Annotated in this window: 14 protein-coding genes; all 14 read right to left on the bottom strand. The window is 55.6% G+C overall.

All coding sequences use genetic code 11. The features are described 5' to 3' along the window. Positions 1-64 precede the first annotated feature (64 nt). Positions 65-4,237 (bottom strand): DNA-directed RNA polymerase subunit beta, encoded by a 4,173-nt coding sequence (gene rpoB / locus HKD32_RS09880; protein WP_010502162.1) that lies wholly within the window; start codon positions 4,235-4,237, stop codon positions 65-67. A 241-nt stretch (positions 4,238-4,478) separates the two neighbouring features. Beyond that, positions 4,479-4,853, bottom strand: a complete 375-nt coding sequence (gene rplL / locus HKD32_RS09875) for a 50S ribosomal protein L7/L12 (RefSeq protein WP_007282711.1) — start codon at positions 4,851-4,853, stop codon at positions 4,479-4,481. Between the two features lie 66 nt (positions 4,854-4,919). Further along, positions 4,920-5,438 carry a 50S ribosomal protein L10 gene (gene rplJ / locus HKD32_RS09870; RefSeq protein ID WP_010502165.1) on the bottom strand — a complete coding sequence of 173 codons (519 nt, stop codon included), beginning with the start codon at positions 5,436-5,438 and terminating at the stop codon, positions 4,920-4,922. A 308-nt stretch (positions 5,439-5,746) separates the two neighbouring features. Beyond that, positions 5,747-6,439, bottom strand: a complete 693-nt coding sequence (rplA, locus tag HKD32_RS09865) for a 50S ribosomal protein L1 (RefSeq protein ID WP_010502167.1) — start codon at positions 6,437-6,439, stop codon at positions 5,747-5,749. 4 nt (positions 6,440-6,443) lie between these two features. After that, positions 6,444-6,878, bottom strand: coding sequence for a 50S ribosomal protein L11 (rplK, locus tag HKD32_RS09860; protein ID WP_008852418.1), 435 nt, complete (start codon positions 6,876-6,878; stop codon positions 6,444-6,446). A gap of 106 nt (positions 6,879-6,984) precedes the next feature. Beyond that, positions 6,985-8,601, bottom strand: a complete 1,617-nt coding sequence (locus tag HKD32_RS09855) for an efflux transporter outer membrane subunit (RefSeq protein ID WP_023943140.1) — start codon at positions 8,599-8,601, stop codon at positions 6,985-6,987. Beyond that, complete coding sequence (locus HKD32_RS09850) at positions 8,601-9,866, bottom strand: efflux RND transporter periplasmic adaptor subunit (RefSeq protein WP_373317466.1); 1,266 nt, start codon at positions 9,864-9,866, stop codon at positions 8,601-8,603. The genes HKD32_RS09855 and HKD32_RS09850 overlap by 1 nt, the downstream gene beginning before the upstream one ends. Positions 9,867-9,889: 23 nt before the next feature. Continuing rightward, complete coding sequence (locus HKD32_RS09845; RefSeq protein ID WP_061932387.1) at positions 9,890-13,057, bottom strand: efflux RND transporter permease subunit; 3,168 nt, start codon at positions 13,055-13,057, stop codon at positions 9,890-9,892. 170 nt (positions 13,058-13,227) lie between these two features. Next, positions 13,228-14,652 carry a sensor histidine kinase gene (locus HKD32_RS09840; RefSeq protein ID WP_061932526.1) on the bottom strand — a complete coding sequence of 475 codons (1,425 nt, stop codon included), beginning with the start codon at positions 14,650-14,652 and terminating at the stop codon, positions 13,228-13,230. Beyond that, on the bottom strand, positions 14,639-15,370 hold the full coding sequence (locus tag HKD32_RS09835) for a response regulator transcription factor (protein ID WP_026017459.1): 732 nt from the start codon (positions 15,368-15,370) through the stop codon (positions 14,639-14,641). The genes HKD32_RS09840 and HKD32_RS09835 overlap by 14 nt, the downstream gene beginning before the upstream one ends. Positions 15,371-15,417: 47 nt before the next feature. After that, entirely contained in the window at positions 15,418-16,644 is a 1,227-nt protein-coding gene (locus HKD32_RS09830; RefSeq protein ID WP_194257926.1) for a DNA recombination protein RmuC, read from the bottom strand. 44 nt (positions 16,645-16,688) lie between these two features. Further along, positions 16,689-16,940: a hypothetical protein gene (locus tag HKD32_RS09825; protein ID WP_228118938.1), complete on the bottom strand. Its 252-nt coding sequence runs from the start codon at positions 16,938-16,940 to the stop codon at positions 16,689-16,691. Positions 16,941-17,043: 103 nt separating this feature from the next. Then, a complete protein-coding gene (locus tag HKD32_RS09820) occupies positions 17,044-18,219 on the bottom strand; it encodes an aminoacetone oxidase family FAD-binding enzyme (protein WP_194257925.1) in 1,176 nt (391 codons plus the stop codon). Positions 18,220-18,233: 14 nt separating this feature from the next. Next, complete coding sequence (gene fzlA, locus HKD32_RS09815; RefSeq protein ID WP_023943153.1) at positions 18,234-18,902, bottom strand: FtsZ-binding protein FzlA; 669 nt, start codon at positions 18,900-18,902, stop codon at positions 18,234-18,236. Between the last annotated feature and the right edge of the window lie 49 nt (positions 18,903-18,951).

Here is an 18,951-nt window from a genome sequence, read left to right as displayed (position 1 = left end):
GTGCACCGCGGCGTCCCGCGGGCACTTCAAAATTGAACCGTGAAGCGAGAGGGGAGCGAGACAATTAAATCTCGCCCTGCTCGAGTTCGACATTCAGGCCGAGAGACTTCAGTTCCTTGATCAGAACGTTGAAGCTCTCCGGAATGCCGGCTTCGAAGTCGTCCTGCTCGCGCACGATAGCCTCGTAGACCTTGGTACGGCCGGAAACGTCATCCGACTTCACCGTCAGCATTTCCTGCAGCGTATAAGCCGCACCATATGCTTCGAGCGCCCAGACTTCCATTTCACCAAAGCGCTGACCACCGAACTGCGCCTTACCACCCAGCGGCTGCTGTGTGACCAGGGAGTACGGACCGATGGAACGTGCATGGATCTTGTCATCGACAAGGTGATGCAGCTTCAGCATGTAGATATAACCAACGGTGGTCTGGCGTTCAAATGTCTCGCCCGTACGACCATCGATCAGCTGAGACTGACCCGACTTGTTCACACCAGCCTTTTCCAGCATGCCTTCGATGTCCGGGATGGAAGCACCATCGAACACCGGGGTAGCAATCGGAAGACCCTTACGAAGGTTGTTGGCCAGCTCGATAAGCTGCTCGTTCGGCAGAGTAGCAACGTCGGTTTCGAAGATTTCGTCTCCGTACACGTCCCGCAGACGATCAAGCAGTTCCTGCTTGCGCTCACCAGTCCGCTGATACTCGTCAACCATCTCACCGATGCTTGCACCGATATTGGCACAAGCCCAACCCAGATGGGTTTCAAGGATCTGACCGATGTTCATGCGCGACGGCACACCCAGCGGGTTCAGAACGATATCAACCGCCTGACCATTCTCAAGGAACGGCATGTCTTCGACAGGAACGACGCGGGAAACGACACCCTTGTTACCGTGACGACCGGCCATCTTGTCACCTGGCTGAAGCTTACGCTTCACGGCAACGAAGACTTTAACCATCTTCATCACACCAGGCGGCAGTTCATCACCGCGCTGCAGCTTTTCAACCTTGTTGTCAAAGCGCGCAGTGATGCGACGGACAGCTTCATCAAACTCGGAACGCAGTGTTTCGAGTTCAGCAGTCACCTCATCAGAAGAGACCGAGATGTTGCGCCATGCCGCACGAGGATGCTCATCCAGAACTTCAACCGTGATCGGCGTACCGGAACGAATTCCCTTGAAGCCAGCACCAGCAACCTGGCCAACCAGACGCTCACGCAGACGATTGTGGAAACTACGCTCCTGAATTGAACGCTCGTCATCCCGGTCCTTGGTCAGGCGTTCAATCTCGGAGCGCTCGATTGCCATCGCACGCTCGTCTTTATCGACGCCGCGACGTGAGAAAACGCGAACATCAACAATCGTACCGGTCGTGCCAGGCGGCAGTTTCAGGGACGTATCACGAACGTCAGAAGCTTTCTCACCGAAAATGGCGCGAAGAAGCTTCTCTTCCGGCGTCATCGGGCTTTCACCCTTTGGCGTCACCTTGCCGACAAGAATATCACCCGGATTCACCTCGGCGCCGACATAGACAATGCCTGCCTCGTCAAGGTTACGAAGAGCTTCCTCACCGACATTTGGAATGTCGCGTGTGATTTCTTCCTGACCCAGCTTCGTATCACGAGCCATGACTTCAAATTCTTCGATATGGATCGAAGTGAAGACGTCATCGCGTGCAATACGCTCGGAAATGAGGATTGAATCCTCAAAGTTGTAACCGTTCCAAGGCATGAACGCGACAAGCACGTTACGACCCAGAGCCAGTTCGCCAAGCTCGGTGGACGGACCGTCAGCAATAATGTCACCAGCGTGAACTGTGTCGCCAACCTTCACCAGCGGACGCTGATTGATGCAGGTAGACTGGTTCGAACGCATGTACTTGCGCAGACGATAGATATCGACGCCCTGCGTCGAACCCGCATCATCAGTCGCACGGACAACGATACGTGCACCATCGATCTGATCGATAATGCCACGACGCTTAGCGACGATCGTCGCACCGGAGTCACGCGCAACAGCCGCTTCCATGCCCGTACCAACCAGCGGGGCATCGGCCTTCACCAGCGGAACAGCCTGACGCTGCATGTTTGCACCCATGAGTGCACGGTTGGCGTCATCATTCTCGAGGAACGGAATGAGAGCCGCCGCGACAGACACAAGCTGCTTCGGGGAGACGTCGCAAGCCGTAACCTGCTCAGGCGGAACAACACGGAAGTCACCAGACTTACGAACGGAAACCAGTTCGTCCGTCAGGTGGCCATCGGCGCTCTGCTTGGCATCAGCCTGTGCAACAACAAGCTTCTCTTCCTCCATGGCAGAAAGATATTTCCAGCCATCCTGAAGAACGCCATCCTTAACCAGACGATACGGCGTTTCAATGAAGCCGTACTTATTGACCTTGGCATACGTCGAGAGCGAGTTGATCAGACCGATGTTCGGACCTTCAGGCGTCTCGATCGGGCAGATACGGCCGTAATGCGTCGGATGAACGTCACGAACTTCGAACCCTGCGCGCTCACGGGTCAGACCACCCGGGCCAAGCGCCGAAAGACGACGCTTATGCGTCACTTCGGAGAGCGGGTTGGTCTGATCCATGAACTGGCTGAGCTGTGATGAGCCGAAGAACTCACGAACTGCAGCAGCAGCCGGCTTTGCATTGATCAGGTCATGCGGCATGACCGTATCAATATCGACCGAACCCATACGCTCACGAATGGCACGCTCCATACGGAGCAAGCCGACGCGATACTGATTCTCCATCAGTTCGCCCACAGAACGAACGCGACGGTTACCAAGGTTATCAATATCGTCGATCTGACCGCGACCATCCTTCAGGTCGCACATGATCTTGATCGTACGCAGGATATCTTCCTTGCGCAGCACACGAAGGGTATCCGGCGCATCGACATCGAGACGCATGTTCATCTTGACACGACCAACAGACGACAGATCGTAGCGGTCCTGATCAAAGAAGAGACCACGGAACATCGCTTCAGCGGTTTCCTTGGTCGGCGGCTCACCTGGACGCATGATGCGATAGATATCGATCAGCGCTTCATCGCGGCTGGTATTTTTGTCAACGGAAAGCGTGTTGCGGATCCACGGACCATGCGAACCGTCGACCGAAAGCGTAGGAAGTTCCGTGATGCCAAGCTCTTCAAGAGCGACAAGACGATCTTCCGTCAGTTCCTCACCAGCTTCACCGTAGATCTCACCTGTGTGCTCATTGACAAGATCATAGGCAAGATAGCGACCGAGAACATCCAGACGGCCAACCTGAACCACACGGGTCTTTTCCGCAATCTTGCGGACCATACGGGCAGTCAGCTTGGCGTCTGCCTCAGCGACCACTTCACCCGTGTCAGCATCAACCAGCGGGCTGAGCAGCTTCTGGCCACGGAATGCTTCTGGCTCGAAAGGACGGGCCCAGCCATCCCCCATCCGGGTGAACGGAACCATGTCATAGAAGTAGGACAGGATTTCATCCTGATCCATACCGCGAATGTCGAGACCTTCGACATCTCCGCCTTCCGCAATCTTCTGGTCACGCTGCGCGATGTAGTTCGCACCTTCAAGTGCGTACAGAAGCGTAGTGACAGGAAGCTTACGCTTGCGATCGATACGAACGTAGATCAGGTCCTTGGCATCGAATTCGAAATCGAGCCATGAACCACGATATGGAATCACACGGGCAGCAAAGAGATACTTACCCGAAGAATGCGTCTTGCCCTTATCGTGATCGAAGAAGACACCTGGGCTACGATGCATCTGAGATACGATGACGCGCTCGGTACCGTTGATAATGAAGGTACCGTTGTCTGTCATGAGCGGCATATCGCCCATGTAAACCGGCTGTTCCTTCAGATCATGAATGGAGCGCGAACCCGTATCTTCATCAATGTCCCACGTCGTAAGACGCAGAATGACCTTCAGCGGCGCTGCGTATGTCAGACCACGCTGAATGCATTCCTCAACGTCGTACTTCGGCTCTTCGAACTCGTAAGATACGAAGTCCAGACGACCGCGACCAGCAAAGTCATTAATTGGGAAAACCGAGCGGAAAACTTCCTGCAGACCGGAGTTCTGACGTGCGTCAGGACTCACATTCATCTGCAGGAATGCCTCATAGGAGGCGCGCTGCACATCGATCAGATTGGGCATCGGCGCAATTTCGGGAATGCGCCCGAAGCTTTTGCGGATCCTCTTGCGTCCCGTGAACGATTTGGTGATCGCGTTCATCTATCTTGCCCTCTGCACCAGACCTTCGAGTCGCCCGGGACTTCGCTGACAGACAACCGCCTGACACGACACGGACGACCGGAACGACCGGCTTTCAGTAATTTCAATACGTGGCGAGCCGCGTATTATACTCTTATTTCCACCAACGGCAAATCGGGCGGGAACCGCATGCGATCCCCGCCCTATCCGTCTGCTTTCGCAGAGACCGCCCCTCAGAGAGAAAGCGGCCCGATCAAGTTGATTACTTGATTTCGACCTTGGCGCCGTTGTCTTCCAGGGTCTTCTTGATCTTCTCGGCTTCGTCCTTGGACACGCCTTCCTTGACGGTCTTCGGTGCGCCTTCGACCAGGTCCTTGGCTTCCTTCAGACCCAGACCCGTGATGCCACGGATTTCCTTAATCACGTTGATCTTCTTGTCGCCAGCAGCGGCCAGAACAACGGTGAATTCGGTCTGCTCTTCAGCTGGAGCTGCACCAGCAGCCGGACCAGCAGCAGCAACTGCAACAGGAGCAGCAGCAGAAACGCCCCACTTCTCTTCGAGAAGCTTGGAAAGTTCAGCAGCTTCGAGAACGGTCAGAGCGGACAGCTCTTCAACAATCTTTGCCAGATCGGCCATGGTCTTATCCTAAGTGATGCACTGTTTGAATGGGTTCAAATCTACGCCGCAGCGTTGATTTTACTCTTAAGCGGCTTCGCCGGTCTTGGCATAGGCGCCAAAGACGCGAGCAAGCTGGCCTGCCGGAGCCTGAACAACGCCTGCGATACGCGTAGCGGGGGTCTGAATCATACCCACCAGCTTTGCACGCAGCTCATCCAGAGACGGCAGTTCGGCAAGAGTCTTGATTCCGTCGACGCCAAGCGTCTGCGAACCAAGAGATCCACCGAGAACTACAAGCTTGTCATTCGTCTTGGCGAACTCGACAATCACCTTTGCAACTGCAACCGGGTCTTCAGACCAGGCAAGAGCCGTCGGCCCCTTGAGCAGCGGCGCGATGCCGTCGAATTGGGTCCCATCCAGAGCACGGCTGGCCAGCCGGTTCTTCGCAACCTTGTATGTCGCACCTGCCGCACGAATGCGTCGACGCAGCTCGGTCACATCAGCAACCGTCAGACCCTTGTTCTGGGTGACGATGACCATGGACGTGCTGCCAAACACATCGGCGAGGAACTCGACAAAGGCCCGCTTTTCCGTACGGTCCATAACCTGTCTCCTCGTCAGCCTGGAATAATCCAGACCAGGTTACCCATGGAGCACCTTCATTGCTGAAGATCCTCCGCTCGCCTGTCCACAGAAGTGAGCGAACCCAGCGCATCGTGGTAAAACCACCAAAACACTGGCGCCCCGCCTGACGCTCGCCGCTTCATGAGAAGCACTTAAAACATCGAAATGTTACGCGCGGTCTTGGACAGGTTTGGAAGCGACCCGCTAGCGCGCCGCCCCTACGCCACCATACCAAAGCATGGTGTCATTCCTTGTTGGGGGCCTTCTATAGAAAGCCCCCGCTTCGATCAAGCCTCGAAGCTGGAAACGTCAACGCGAACGCCCGGACCCATCGTGGAAGACAGTGCTGCCTTCTTCATGTAGGTGCCCTTGGCGCCAGACGGACGTGCCTTCTGCACAGCGTCAACGAGAGCATTGATGTTCTCGATCAGCTTGGCCTCATCGAAAGATGCCTTGCCAACGCCGGCATGCACGATACCAGCCTTTTCGGCACGGTATTCAACCTGACCGGACTTGGCAGCCGTGATGGCACCCTTGACGTCCATGGTCACCGTACCGAGACGCGGGTTCGGCATCAGGCCACGCGGACCAAGGATCTTACCAAGACGACCAACCAGAGCCATCATGTCAGGCGTTGCAATGCAGCGGTCGAAGTTGATTTCGCCAGCCTGGATCTTCTCAGCCAGATCTTCTGCACCGACAACTTCTGCACCAGCAGCCAGAGCTTCTTCAGCCTTGGCGCCACGTGCAAACACGCCAACGCGCAGAGTCTTGCCCGTGCCGTTCGGCAGGGAGATCAGACCACGGACCATCTGGTCAGCATGCCGCGGGTCGATGCCGAGGTTCAGAGAGATTTCGATCGTCTCGTCGAACTTTGCCTTGGCATTACTCTTCACCAGAGCCACAGCTTCAGCAAGAGTGTACGGCTTGTTACGCTCGACAGTTGCCTGTGCGGCGTTCAGACGCTTGTTCTTTGCCATGGTATCAGCCCTCCACCACGTTCAGGCCCATCGACTTGGCGGAACCTGCGAGCATGCGCACAGCACCATCGATGTCGTTGGCGTTCATGTCCTTGAACTTCGTCTCAGCGATCTCGCGAAGCTGAGCCGTCGTCACGGAACCAACCGCAGCGGACTTGCCAACGGTCTGGCTACCCTTGGAAATCTTGGCAGCCTTCAGAAGAAAGTACGTGTTCGGCGGGGTCTTCGTGATGAAGGAGAACGTACGGTCTGCATAAGCGGTGATGACGACCGGGATCGGCATACCTGGCTCAAGCTGCTGCGTCTTCGCGTTGAACTCTTTGCAGAACTGCATGATGTTCAGGCCGCGCTGACCCAGTGCCGGACCAACCGGCGGAGATGGGTTGGCTTTACCAGCCGGGATCTGAAGCTTGATGTAGCCAACAACTTTTTTGGCCATATCCGGGACTCCCCATTTGTTTCGTTCCCGAACCGCGGTTTAACGGAGTCGGCTGACCCGCCTCCTCCCGCGTTCGAAGTGAGGCGGTCCCCTAGACCGCTTTCACCTAATGCGTCAAGCTTTTATCCGCATGATCGCCGCGCAGATCATTGTCCACTGCGGATTCATGGCTGTCTATCCCCGCGACAGGCTGAGGCTTATGCAGTCCTTCGTATTGGAACGCACCAAACGGATCGATCTGCTTTACACCCGGCAGTTCACTGGAATCCCAGCCACCGCCCAGAGCCCGCACCAGACGCACTGTTGCCTGGATTTGGGACGTTTGCGTCTGGACCAAAGCAAGACGAGCTTGCAAGGCATCCTGCTGAGCTACAAGTGCATCGAGATAGTTTGACAGACCACCAGTGTAGAGGGCCATCGTCATACTCTGCGTCCGAAGGGCAGCTTCCACGGCACGCTGCTGCTGATCCTGCGCAATCTTGTACTGACCACTCTGCGTCAGGCCATTTTCCACGTCTTGAAATGCAGACAGCACAATCCCACGATACTCATCCACAGTCTGTCGATACTGAGACCAGGACCGCTGCAATGCTGCACGGCGCAGACCACCAGTGAAGGCAGGCTCCACAGCCTGCACAGCAATTTTCCAGAAAGCACGCGAAATACTGGCGAGATCGAAGCCGCCATCCTCAAAGCCGCCATCCGCACTCAGCGTAATGCGAGGATAGAACGCCGCACGAGACACTCCGATAGCACGAGACGCAGCTGCCATTCTCCGCTCGGCAGCAGCAATATCAGGCCGACGCTCCAAGAGAGACGACGGCAGACCCGGGTTCACCTTCACCACACCAAAATGCATCTTCACATCGCGAACCGGCGCAATGTGGAAGCCTGCCGGAGCGGTATTCAGCAGAACGGCAATCGCGTTCTCCATAACCCTGCGCTCTGCCAACAGATTGCTCTGGGCCGCCATGGCTGAGTAAAGCTGGTTTTCTGAACGGGACACATCCAGTCCAGCACCAATGGCTCCAGCCTGACGCAACTCCGTGATTTCTACAGCAGCCCGGAAGTAATGGATCGAGTCTTCGTAGACCGCATTCTGGGCATCCAACCCCCGCAACGCGATATAATCACTGGCAAGTTCAGCCTCGAGACTCAGCTTGGCCAGCGCGTAATCAGCGGCCGTCGCCTGAGCGAGATTTTTTTCCATCCGTGTGGAGTTCCGGATGGAATCCCAGAAATCTGGCTCCCACGTCGCAGCACCGCTATAGGCCTGGTTGGACTCATAAACGAGCGACGTACTTCTGTTCGGGTTATTGAAGAGCCGCCCAAGAGAGCCTTTGTTGTAGCTCATATGTGCAGAGCCAGTGAGTTGAGGGTAGAGCTTGCTTTCCGCCTCCCTCGCCACGTCACGCGCCTGTGTGAACGCTTCTGCCGCAACCTGCAGATCTGGATTGACCTGCAGCATCTTGGTTTCCATGCCGTTCAGTATGGGATCATGGAACATGGTCCACCAATCACTGCGGATCATGTCATCCGCAGGATGAGCATTGGCCATGACCCCCTTTCCTTCCCATCCTTCCGGATAAAGGAACTTCTGAGGATGATAGTCCGGCGCCAGATTGCAGGACGCCAGCCCAATGGACAGGACGCCTGCCAAAGCCGTCACAACATGACGGCGCGGCCGCGTAAAATATCCGCGCTTCAGATCGGTCAGTCTCATCAACGGGATCCAGCCTCATCCGGATTGGCATCATGCGAACGCACCGATTTCTGATCCTCTTCCTGCTGGGCCTTGGTCGGAACATTGTAGCCCGGCGTTGTCGGGACAACGCGAACCTCATCCCCTTCCAGCAGATCAGCCGTCGGGTTGGCAATAAGCTGGTCATCCTTCGTCACACCACTCAGGATCTGAACCGTCGTGCCGAAGTTGATTCCCACCGTTACATTCACCAGATGCACATGTCCGTTAATGACCTTAGCAACCTGCATACCCTGTGCCCGGAAAATAATCGCACCCTCCGGCAGAATCAGAATATCCGGATTGCCAGGCGCCGAAATGTGGGCTGTTGCATAGGAGTTCGGCCACAGCAGATTATCTTCGTTCCCAATCGTCAACTCTGTCGTCACTGTACGGGTCGCCGCATTGAACGCGTTGGCCGTCGCAAGGAAAGTCGCCTTGAAACGACGGCCAGGATACTGCGGAACAGACAGATCAGCCGTGATTTTTGGGGAAATTACGCTTGCAAAGTCCTGTGGCACCGATACGAACACACGCATCCGATGTACGTCCGCCACCGAAAACAGTTCGGATGCTGAACCACGTGAATTTACGTTGCCGCCGCCCGCATTAACATAATCACCGACATTGACCAGGCGAGAGGTCACGATGCCATCAAACGGCGCAACGATCTTCTTGAAGTCTTCCAGCGCCTGAAAACGCTCGACCTCATGTTCAGCAGCTTCAAGCTCGGCTTTCTGCGCCGCAGCGTTAGCAGCCTGAACATCCACTTCCTGCCGGGAAACTGCCTGCGTCCCCTTCAACGCCGTCCAACGCTGCGTCGTAATAACTGCAAGGTTATAGCGGGCAAGAATAACATTGTAATGAGCTTTGGCCGCCTGAAATTGGGCATCAATGCTTGGCGTACTGATCTCGGCGAGAACATCGCCACGCTTCACATGCGCACCATAGTCCTTGTACCACATTTTCACATAGCCAGAGACCTGTGCGTAGATCGGCGCTTCATACCAGGCCGCGAGATTAGCTGGCAGATCGACCTGTCGTGTCTTTGGACCATCCTGCGGAGAAATCAGCGTTACCGGTGGAATGGCCGCTTCCTCGGTAACACCAGACAACGAGTGATAGTGCACACCGCGCTCGATGATCCCCCATGCCGCCAGGATAATGGCCACGAGAACGACACCAAGCAGGATCAACCTGTTACGCAGAGCGCTGCCACTCTTCGGTTCTTGCCCCTGAGGCATCATCTGGCCCTGTTCAGAAGAATGGTTCACGCGCGGTCTCCTTCTGGCCCAGCAGGCCGCTTGTAATGAATCAGGGCAAAAACACAGGGCACGAACAGCAGAGTAGCAATGGTTGCTACCAACAGGCCGCCAATAACAGCTTTGCCCAAGGGGGCGTTGGAAGAATTACTGATCGACATCGGAATCATGCCGATCATCATGGCAAGCGCCGTCATCAGAACCGGTCGGATACGTTCATACCCGGCCTCAAGCGAGGCCAGCAGAACATCTCCATGATGGTCCAGACGTTCACGGGCGAATGAGACCACCAGAATGGCATTCGCTGTCGCTGTGCCCATACACATGATGGCACCCGTCAACGCCGGCACCGACAAGGCAGTATGCGTCAGGAACAGGCTCCAGGAAATACCACCCAAAGCACCTGGAAGCGCCGTGATGATGACAAACGGATCAAGCCAGGACTGAAAGTTTACGACGATAATCAGATAAACCAGCGCAATGGACAGCGCGAGACCACCAATCAACTGCACATAGGCATCGTTCATCGTTACCGCCTGACCGCGCACGACAAGCGTCGAGCCATGCGGCAGATTCTTGCGCTCACTTTCCACCACACTTTTTACAGTGCGGGACAACGTACCGAGATCCGTACCTTCCGGGGCAGCATAGATATCGAACACAGGCATGATGTTGTAATGCGAGACCTCTGCTGGCGTCCCGGTTTGCTGAAGCTCAGTCAGAGCCCCCAGAAGCTGAGGCGTCTGGTTCGTTGGATTGCCATCGCCCTTGTCAATGGGAACGATTTCGAGATCGTTCATCGTCTGAAGATAGTTCGCCGGAGTCTGCACATCGATAAGCTGTGAAGTTCCCTGCGCATTCAGATAGTAAGTCTGACCAACCTGGGCACTACCCGACAGCGTCACAAGCGAGTTCAGCGCCACATCCCGCTGCGTGATGCCTGTACCAAGCGCAAAGCTTCGACGGTTGTTCACCATCAGCGTCGGCTGCGTCATCGGCTGCTGTATCGATACATCCGTAATGCCAGGAATATGACGCATTTTCTTGGCCAGACGCGTTGCAAAAGCAAAATTTGCCTGCAGGTCACGTCCAGAAATCTGTACGTCGATTGGGGACGGCAAACCAAAATTCAGGATCTTCGCCGTCATGTCTCCTGGCTGGAATGTAAAGATCGTTCCAGGGAAAGCATCGGTCAGACCCTTACGGATTTTCTGACGATATTCTGGAATCGGACTCTCATCATTCTTCAGCTGGATGGTGATGTCACAGTCCTGTGCTCCCGTCGTCGGAGAAGGCACCATGGCCTGGTTCAGCTGACTGAACGGCAGACCACAGTTGTTCACCACATTCTCGACCTGACCTGGCAGAATCTTGCGAAGTCGCTTCTCAGCCAGACCGGCAATCTTACCCGTCTCTTCAATACGGGTTCCGATGGGCGCCCGCATATGCATCTGGATCGTTCCGGATTTGATCTCCGGGAAGAAGTCCTGTCCGACGAACAGCAACAGCGCCATGGAGGCCACAGCAGCCAGCAGGAACATTGTCACGAACCGCCCGCGAATGGCGATCAGTCCAGACAGAACGCCTTTGTAATGCTCCCGGAAGCTGCTGAACCGCTTTTCGAAACCCCGCTGGAAACGTCCGAAAATGCCGGGCTTGCGATGATGCCATTCCGGATCACGATGCATCTGGACCTGAGCCGGAAGCAGCCAGTTCGCCATCGTCGGCACCAGCGTCCGCGACAGAATAAACGACGCAACCATCGCAAAGATGATGGCTTCAGCCATAGGCATGAATAGCCAGCCCGAAACGCCCGTCAGTTCGAACAACGGCAGCCAGACGATACAGATACAGGTGGTCGAAACGAAGGTTGGCACAACGATCTGGTTGGATGCGTCAATGATCGCATCCTCAAGCTCTTTCCCCATTTCAAGGTGAGCATCAATATTCTCGATCATGACCGTCGCGTCATCCACAAGAATACCAACGGCAAGAGCCAGACCACCCAGTGTCATGACATTGATCGACTGCCCAGCGATGCTCAGGCCGATCATGGATGACAACATCGCCAGTGGAATGGAGGTCGCGACGATCACCGTAGACCGCCAGGATCCCAGAAAAAGCAGAACCGTCAAACTCGTCAGGATCGCAGCCGTGATCATTTCACGGACCACATCAAACACGGATTCCTTCACGAAACCTGACGCGTCCGTCAGTACGTTCAGGGTCGTTCCAGCCGGAAGCGTTGCCTTGATCTGAGGAAGAAGGGCTTTCACGCCTGCCACAACAGAAAGCGTAGATGCATCCCCGCTCTTGAGGATTACAATAAGAACAGCCTGCTGGCCCTTCACCAGCACCGCGTTGATCTGTGGCGGTCCTCCCCTGTGCACCCACGCAACATCACGCAAATAGATGACCGAATTACCAACCTGCTTGATCGGCATCTTGTTGAAGACTGACAGGTCCAGCGGCGTGGAGTTGGTCTTTACCATCCAGTCAATCGCACCAACCTTCTGGTCACCAGCAGGCAGGACGATGTTTTGCCGGTTCAAAGCGTTCGCCACGTCTTCGGGAGACAGCCGATGCGCCAGAAGCTTGATGGGATCAATGTCCACCATGATGTCCGGAGCAAGACCGCCATACGGATTTGGAATTGCCGCCCCCGCAACCGGCACCAGCGCAGGCCGGATCAGGTTGGACGCCATGTTGTAAATTTCCGACCCGGACATGGTGGGATTATTCACCTGCAGAGTCAGAACCGGGACAGACGATGCATCCAGCGCAATAATCAGCGGAGGCGTCGCACCCGTTGGCATCTGTTTGATAACAGTCTGAGACACAGAGGTAATCTGCGTCTGGGCGACAGCGGTATCCGTCCCAGGCTGAAAGAAAACCTTTACAATACCTCGTCCGTAATAAGACGAACTTTCAATGTGCTCAATATTACTGACCGTCGCCGTGAGGGACCGCTCATAGTAATAAACGACACGACCGGACATATCTTCCGGCATAAGCCCGGTATAAGACCAGACAATCGCAACAATTGGAATTTTAATGGAAGGAAAAACGTCCGTCGGCGTCGAGACGATCGCCTTGATCCCGAAAATCAGGATCATGATCGACAGAACTACGAACGTGTAAGGCCTTTTAAGGGCAGTTACGACGATGGCATTCATACGCCTACGGTGCTCCTGTTCCTGAATGACAGGAGTTGCACGGCTGCGTCAGTCTTGGTCAGTCTCAACGGGCGTCCCCTTCAAATTGAGACAAGTCATACCGGACATATGTGGTGCGACAAGCAAAATTGAGTTTAAGAACGCCCGGATTCAGCCCTGAAACAGAAATGTCATGTAATATTGATGGACTGATCCACGCCATTCCTGGCGGAGAAATGGATGGTGAATACTGATCCTGTCATCTCTCTGTTCGGGCGATAAGCGCTGATTTTCAAAGATGCTCCGTGCAAATCCACAATGGCAGAAACCAGACTCAGACCAAGACCACTTCCGGGAATATGACGACTTTTGTCAGAACGGTAAAAACGCCCCAGAACGGCGCCTCGCTCATCCTCCGCAATACCGATGCCTGTGTCATACACTTTCAGCCAGGCACAACCTGCATCATCGCTGCCAGCGATCAGGCCAACCTCACCGCCAGGCGGCGTAAACTTGATGGCATTATCAACCAGATTGGCAAGAACTTCGTTCAACAGATCCGTATCACCATAAAGAGGAATCGGTCTGTCGATGCCGCCAACCGTGAGAGCCAGTCCCTGCGTCTCGGCAATAGGCTCATAAAGATCCACAATACCTGCGGCCAACTCAGATAGATCCATCATCGTAAAGCCCGCTCGACGACGACCATTCTCGATCTCACCAATGCGCAACAGCGCAGTAATGACAGAGAAACATTGATCCAGATCCTGCGTAGCCCGGAGAATGATGGATTTGAGATGTTCTGGATCATCCTGAGACGACAGCGCCCGCTCAAGACGCGCCCGCACACGAGCCAAAGGGGTTCGCAGATCGTGGGCGATATCATTCCCCACATCCCGGATTTCATCCAGAAGGTGCTCAAGGCGATCCAGCATCCGGTTCACCGCACCCGCCAGACGCTCGATGTCATCCCACTCCCGCCCGGCAGGCAGACGCTCATGCAAATCACCCGCCATAATACGCTCGATTGCCTGCCGCATCTCCTTGACGCGCCCCAAGGCACGATGGCTGAGAAACAGACCGGCCAGCAACGCAAACAGCACCATCGGAATGACCGAAATCAGGGCTGCACGCTTGATGATATACCGCAGCTCATCTGCCATATGCATCGAACGGGCCAGAACCAAAATGCGATCCCCGCTGCTTCCATCTGGACCAGGAACTTCGATGGCCAGATAGCGCATCTCGTAAGGCGTATCCCCCGGAGGAGCGACCGTGAGCCGCCGGGTCCTATCAGAAACTTCCAGTCCTTCCGGCCAGTGACGGATATCTCCAACAATCCGGTTATGGTTCAGATCGAACAGACTGGCGCCATTGAGGATGACGCGCAGATCTGTCTTGCTCCGCTCGCGAACTTCATCTTCAAGTCGCTCAGGCGTTTCCTGAACCAGAAGAGCCGCCTCACGCCGAAGCAGATCACTGGAACGCGCACTCTCGTACCCATTCATCTGGGCATAAACGAGCCCGAACTGAAGCAGGATACCGCCAATCATTGCCACCACGAACGCCAGCGTCAGGCGGAACGTGGCGGTCCGGAAAATGTCAGTCCGATACACGCAGACTGAACCCTGCGCCACGGATGCTCTGGATCAACGCAGGCTCTCCTGCGACATCAATCTTTCGGCGAAGCTTACCAATATGCACGTCCACCAGATTGGTCTGCGGAACAAAGCGGTAATTCCAGACGTCTTCCAGCAACATGGTGCGCGTCAGAACCGTTCCCGGTCGGCGCATCATATATTCCAGAAGACGAAACTCGCGCGGAAGCAACTCGATCTCACGTCCGTTCCGGAACACCTTCCGTTCAATGAGATCCATCTCCAACGGGCCAACCCGCAGAACCGTCTCTCGGCTATCGGTCGGCCGTCGGAGCAGAGCCTCAAGACGAGCTGCCAGTTCTTCCATGGCGAAAGGCTTGGTAAGATAGTCATCTCCCCCAGCCTTCAGGCCATTGACCCGGTCATCCACCGCTGACAACGCCGACAGAACCAGAACCGGCAGCATGATTTTCTGACGCCGCAGCAACTCGATGACGCTCAGCCCGTCAAGCTCCGGCAGCATCCGGTCCACGATCATCAGGTCGTATCGGCCAGACTGAGCCTCTTCAAGACCACGCAGACCGTTATCGACGCGCGTCACGGCATAACCGCGGGACGTCAGTTCCTCAGCCACTTCCATGGCGATACTGTCATCGTCCTCAATCAGAAGCAGACGAATGGCAGACTCGATCGGGCGGGAGGCCGCCTCGTGTTCAGATACGGGCATCATGCTCATGACTGTCACATGGGGGAATATCAGATGTCATCCCATTAAAATCAGTCTTAAACTTCCGGAAATTCAAGATCATCCTGCGCATCTTCGAGATTTTCCACCCCATCCAGCGCCCTCAGGCGACGTCCAAGAACGCGTGTCCGACGACGCGCTTCCTCAATCGTGTTGCCCATTGTCCCTGCATTCCGCTGCAATCTGTCCAGCACCTGGTCCATCCGCAGCATCTCCTGTCGCGTCGCTCCAAGCAGACTGGCAATCGCTTCCGTCCGCTCCTCAAGCGCGAGTGTCACATAACCGAGATGAACCGTCCGAAGCATGGCAGGAAGCAACGACGGCCCCATGACGATCACGCGATATAAACGTCCGATTTCATCAATGACGCCAGGCATTCGGGCGATTTCCGTATAGAGGCCATCAGTCGGCAAATAGAGCACCGCGAATTCAACCGTGATCGGCGGACAGATATATTTGGAAGCAATCTTGCGCGCCTCAGACTTTATCGTGACTTCAAGTTCCTTCCGAGCCACCTTCTCAGCACTCACATCCGAAAGCTCAGTTGCATTCAACAGGCGCTCATAAGCTTCAGTCGGAAACTTGCTGTCGATAGCCAGACGAGGCGCAACATGGCCCTTCACCGGCATCCTGATAGCGAATTCTACAGACTCTCCACCCTCCCCGAGACGGAAATTCGTGTCGTAGCTCCCTTCCGGCAGAACATCATCCAGAATGGCACGACACTGAGCCTCGCCCCAGCCACCACGCGTCTTCACGTTGGAAAACAGACGCTTGAGATCACCAATTTGCGCCGTGACGTTGGTCACCTCACCCAAAGCTTTCTGCATGGCGCTGAATTGCTCAACCACACGCTGAAAGCTGGTCTGCATCTGTTTTTCGACAGCACCATGAAGCTGTTCGTTCACGGCAACACGAATGCGCTCAATCTGCACATTCTGGGTCTGAGCCATGTCTCGTAGCGCTTCGGACAGCAGGATACGCCCTTCAGCCTGATCCTGCCCAACCCTCCGGGTCAGATCTCCTAGACGATCGTTGGTTTCCAGCCGAAGCTGATCCATCCGACCGGAAAGAGCCCGCTCGACGTCTGCCAGATGAGCGCGCTGATACTCGGCATCCCGTGCCCGTTCGTCCGCTTCGCGGTCCAGAAGGCGCGCAATGTCGCCACTCCCGCCCCGCATGATCGCAAGAGCCGCAACAGCGAGCGAAACTGCGACAATAATCCATGGAACAAACTGCGCCATACCGGAAATCCCATCCTGCATGGCGCGGTTCTATCCCCTTCAGCCCAAAGGGCCAATGTCAGGGATTATGGCTGGTGCACATTGCCGTAACTGGCGGCACCCAGGCCCGGGCAGGAACAGGATGTGCCCAGAGGGACCTGAGTTGGCATCTTACAGGTGTAGATCCCAGCCTTACAGGTGTACCCATAGCCGGCAACCGGAGCAGACGGGTTCACAGGCCCTGAAGCGGCCGTTCCCACGCAGGCGCCCAGCCCAAGAAAAGAAAGTCCCGCTGCGACACGGAGTGCAGAACGGCGAATGGAACGAGACATCGGCATGACCCTCTCAAGACAACATGAATGAGCGGAAAACGGATTTCCACTGCGTCAGTTGCGGGCATCCTACGCCGGTATGGCAATCCTGTGGCGTAATTGTTCCAGCTTATTTGCGCTCAGCCGCTGCCTGCCCTGCCGCAACGCCACTAGACCAAGCCCATTGGAAATTGTGCCCCCCGAGCCAGCCCGTCACATCCACAGCTTCGCCAATCACATAAAGCCCTGGCACATCACGTGCTTCCATCGTCTGTGACGAAAGACCGCTGGTATCGACCCCTCCTCGCATGACTTCCGCCTTGGCATACCCTTCGGTTCCAGAAGGAGATATCTCCCAACGGGACAGACGATCCGCCAATGCACGAAGTTTCTTGTCCGGCTGATTAGCCAGCATCGTATCCCCGAGATCAACAACAAGCTCTTTGGCAAGGCGAGACGGAAGCGCATCCAGCAGGCTGGGAGGCAAAGCCTTCGGACGCGCCTGCTTGATCTCAAGCAGCATTTTCAACGCATCTTTTCCCGGCAGCAGATCGATCTGAGCTGAGCCGCCATTGTCCAGATAGGACGAGATCTGAAGGATCGCGGGGCCAGAGACGCCACGATGCGTGAAGACCATACCATCTTCAAAACGCGGTCCCTTCTTGCCCGTCGTGGCGACCACATTCAGAGACACCCCAGCTAGAGACGGATCAGCATCCGCCAGCACCAGAGGAACAAGTGCCGGTGCCGTCGGCACGATCTTCAGACCGAATGACTTTGCAATCCGCAGAGAAAGATCAGAGGCTCCCAGCTTGGGAATAGACAGGCCACCCGTCGCCAGAATGACAGATCGCGCCTGAACATCCCCTGCATCTGTCTGCACCACAAAGCCATTTCCATCAGAACGAACGTCCAGAATTCGCGTCTGCATGCGCGCTTCGCAGTCCGCTGCCTGACATTCGGAAATCAGCATGTCCACGATCTGACGGGCAGACCCATCGCAAAACAGTTGGCCCTTGGATTTCTCGTGCCAGGCGATGCGATAACGATCGACCAGCTTTACGAAGTCCCGCGGCGTGTAACGGGCCAGCGCGGACCGGGCAAAATGTTTATTCTGGGAAATAAAGCAGTTCGGCCCGGTCTCCAGATGCGTGAAATTACACCGGCCACCACCCGAAATCAGGATCTTGCGACCCGGCTCGGGCCCATGATCCAGAACAAGAACACTTGCACCTTTTTGCCCGGCGCTCGCAGCAGCCATGAGGCCAGCCGCGCCAGCCCCAAGGACCACCACATCATACGTCACAAGCAAATTCCTGTTCAGAAATCCAGATTAGCGTAATGGCCGGGCGGGGTGATGCCACTCATCCGGTCTGTCAGAAGTCCGCGGAAACATGGGCGGGATTTAACCCGTGCATACCAGTCCTTGGCAGCAGGCGCCTTGGCCCAGTTCACGTCTCCGATGAAATCCAGTGCTGACAAATGCGCGGCGGCGGCAAAATCAGCCATGGAAATGGATGACCCCGCAAGCCAGGAACGCGTTTCCGCAAGCCAGCCAATATAATCCAGATGAAAGCGCATGTTGCCGTAACCAGCCCGCAGCACATTGCCATCCGGATGACCACGTCCATACAACCGCTTGTCCACTTTCTCACCAAGCAGATTACGTGTGACTTCCTGTGCGAAGCGCGTGTCAAACCAGTCCATCAACCGGCGAACCTCAACACGTTCTGCCAATGTGCGTCCCATCAGGGGTGTATCCGGATAGGCTTCATCCAGATATTCACAGATGACCCGTCCTCCGGGAACGGCCAGACCATTCTCTTCAACAAGGACGGGAACTTCGCCAGCCGGATTCAGAGCGAGGAATTCCTCACTCTGTTCCCAGACCCGTTCAATCACGAGTTCACAGGGCAGTCTCTTCTCGCCAAGCACAAGCCGGACCAGACGGCATTGCGGGGAGAGTGGAAGGTGATGCAGGATACGCATAACTTCATGTTCTAAGTCAGCCACTACCCGCTCACAAGAGCCTCCGTCA

The sequence above is a fragment of the Gluconobacter japonicus genome, from assembly GCF_015244665.1.
GTDB lineage: Bacteria > Pseudomonadota > Alphaproteobacteria > Acetobacterales > Acetobacteraceae > Gluconobacter > Gluconobacter japonicus.
The sequence above is the reverse complement of the archived record's forward strand: the minus strand, read 5'-3'. Positions and strand labels throughout refer to the sequence as shown.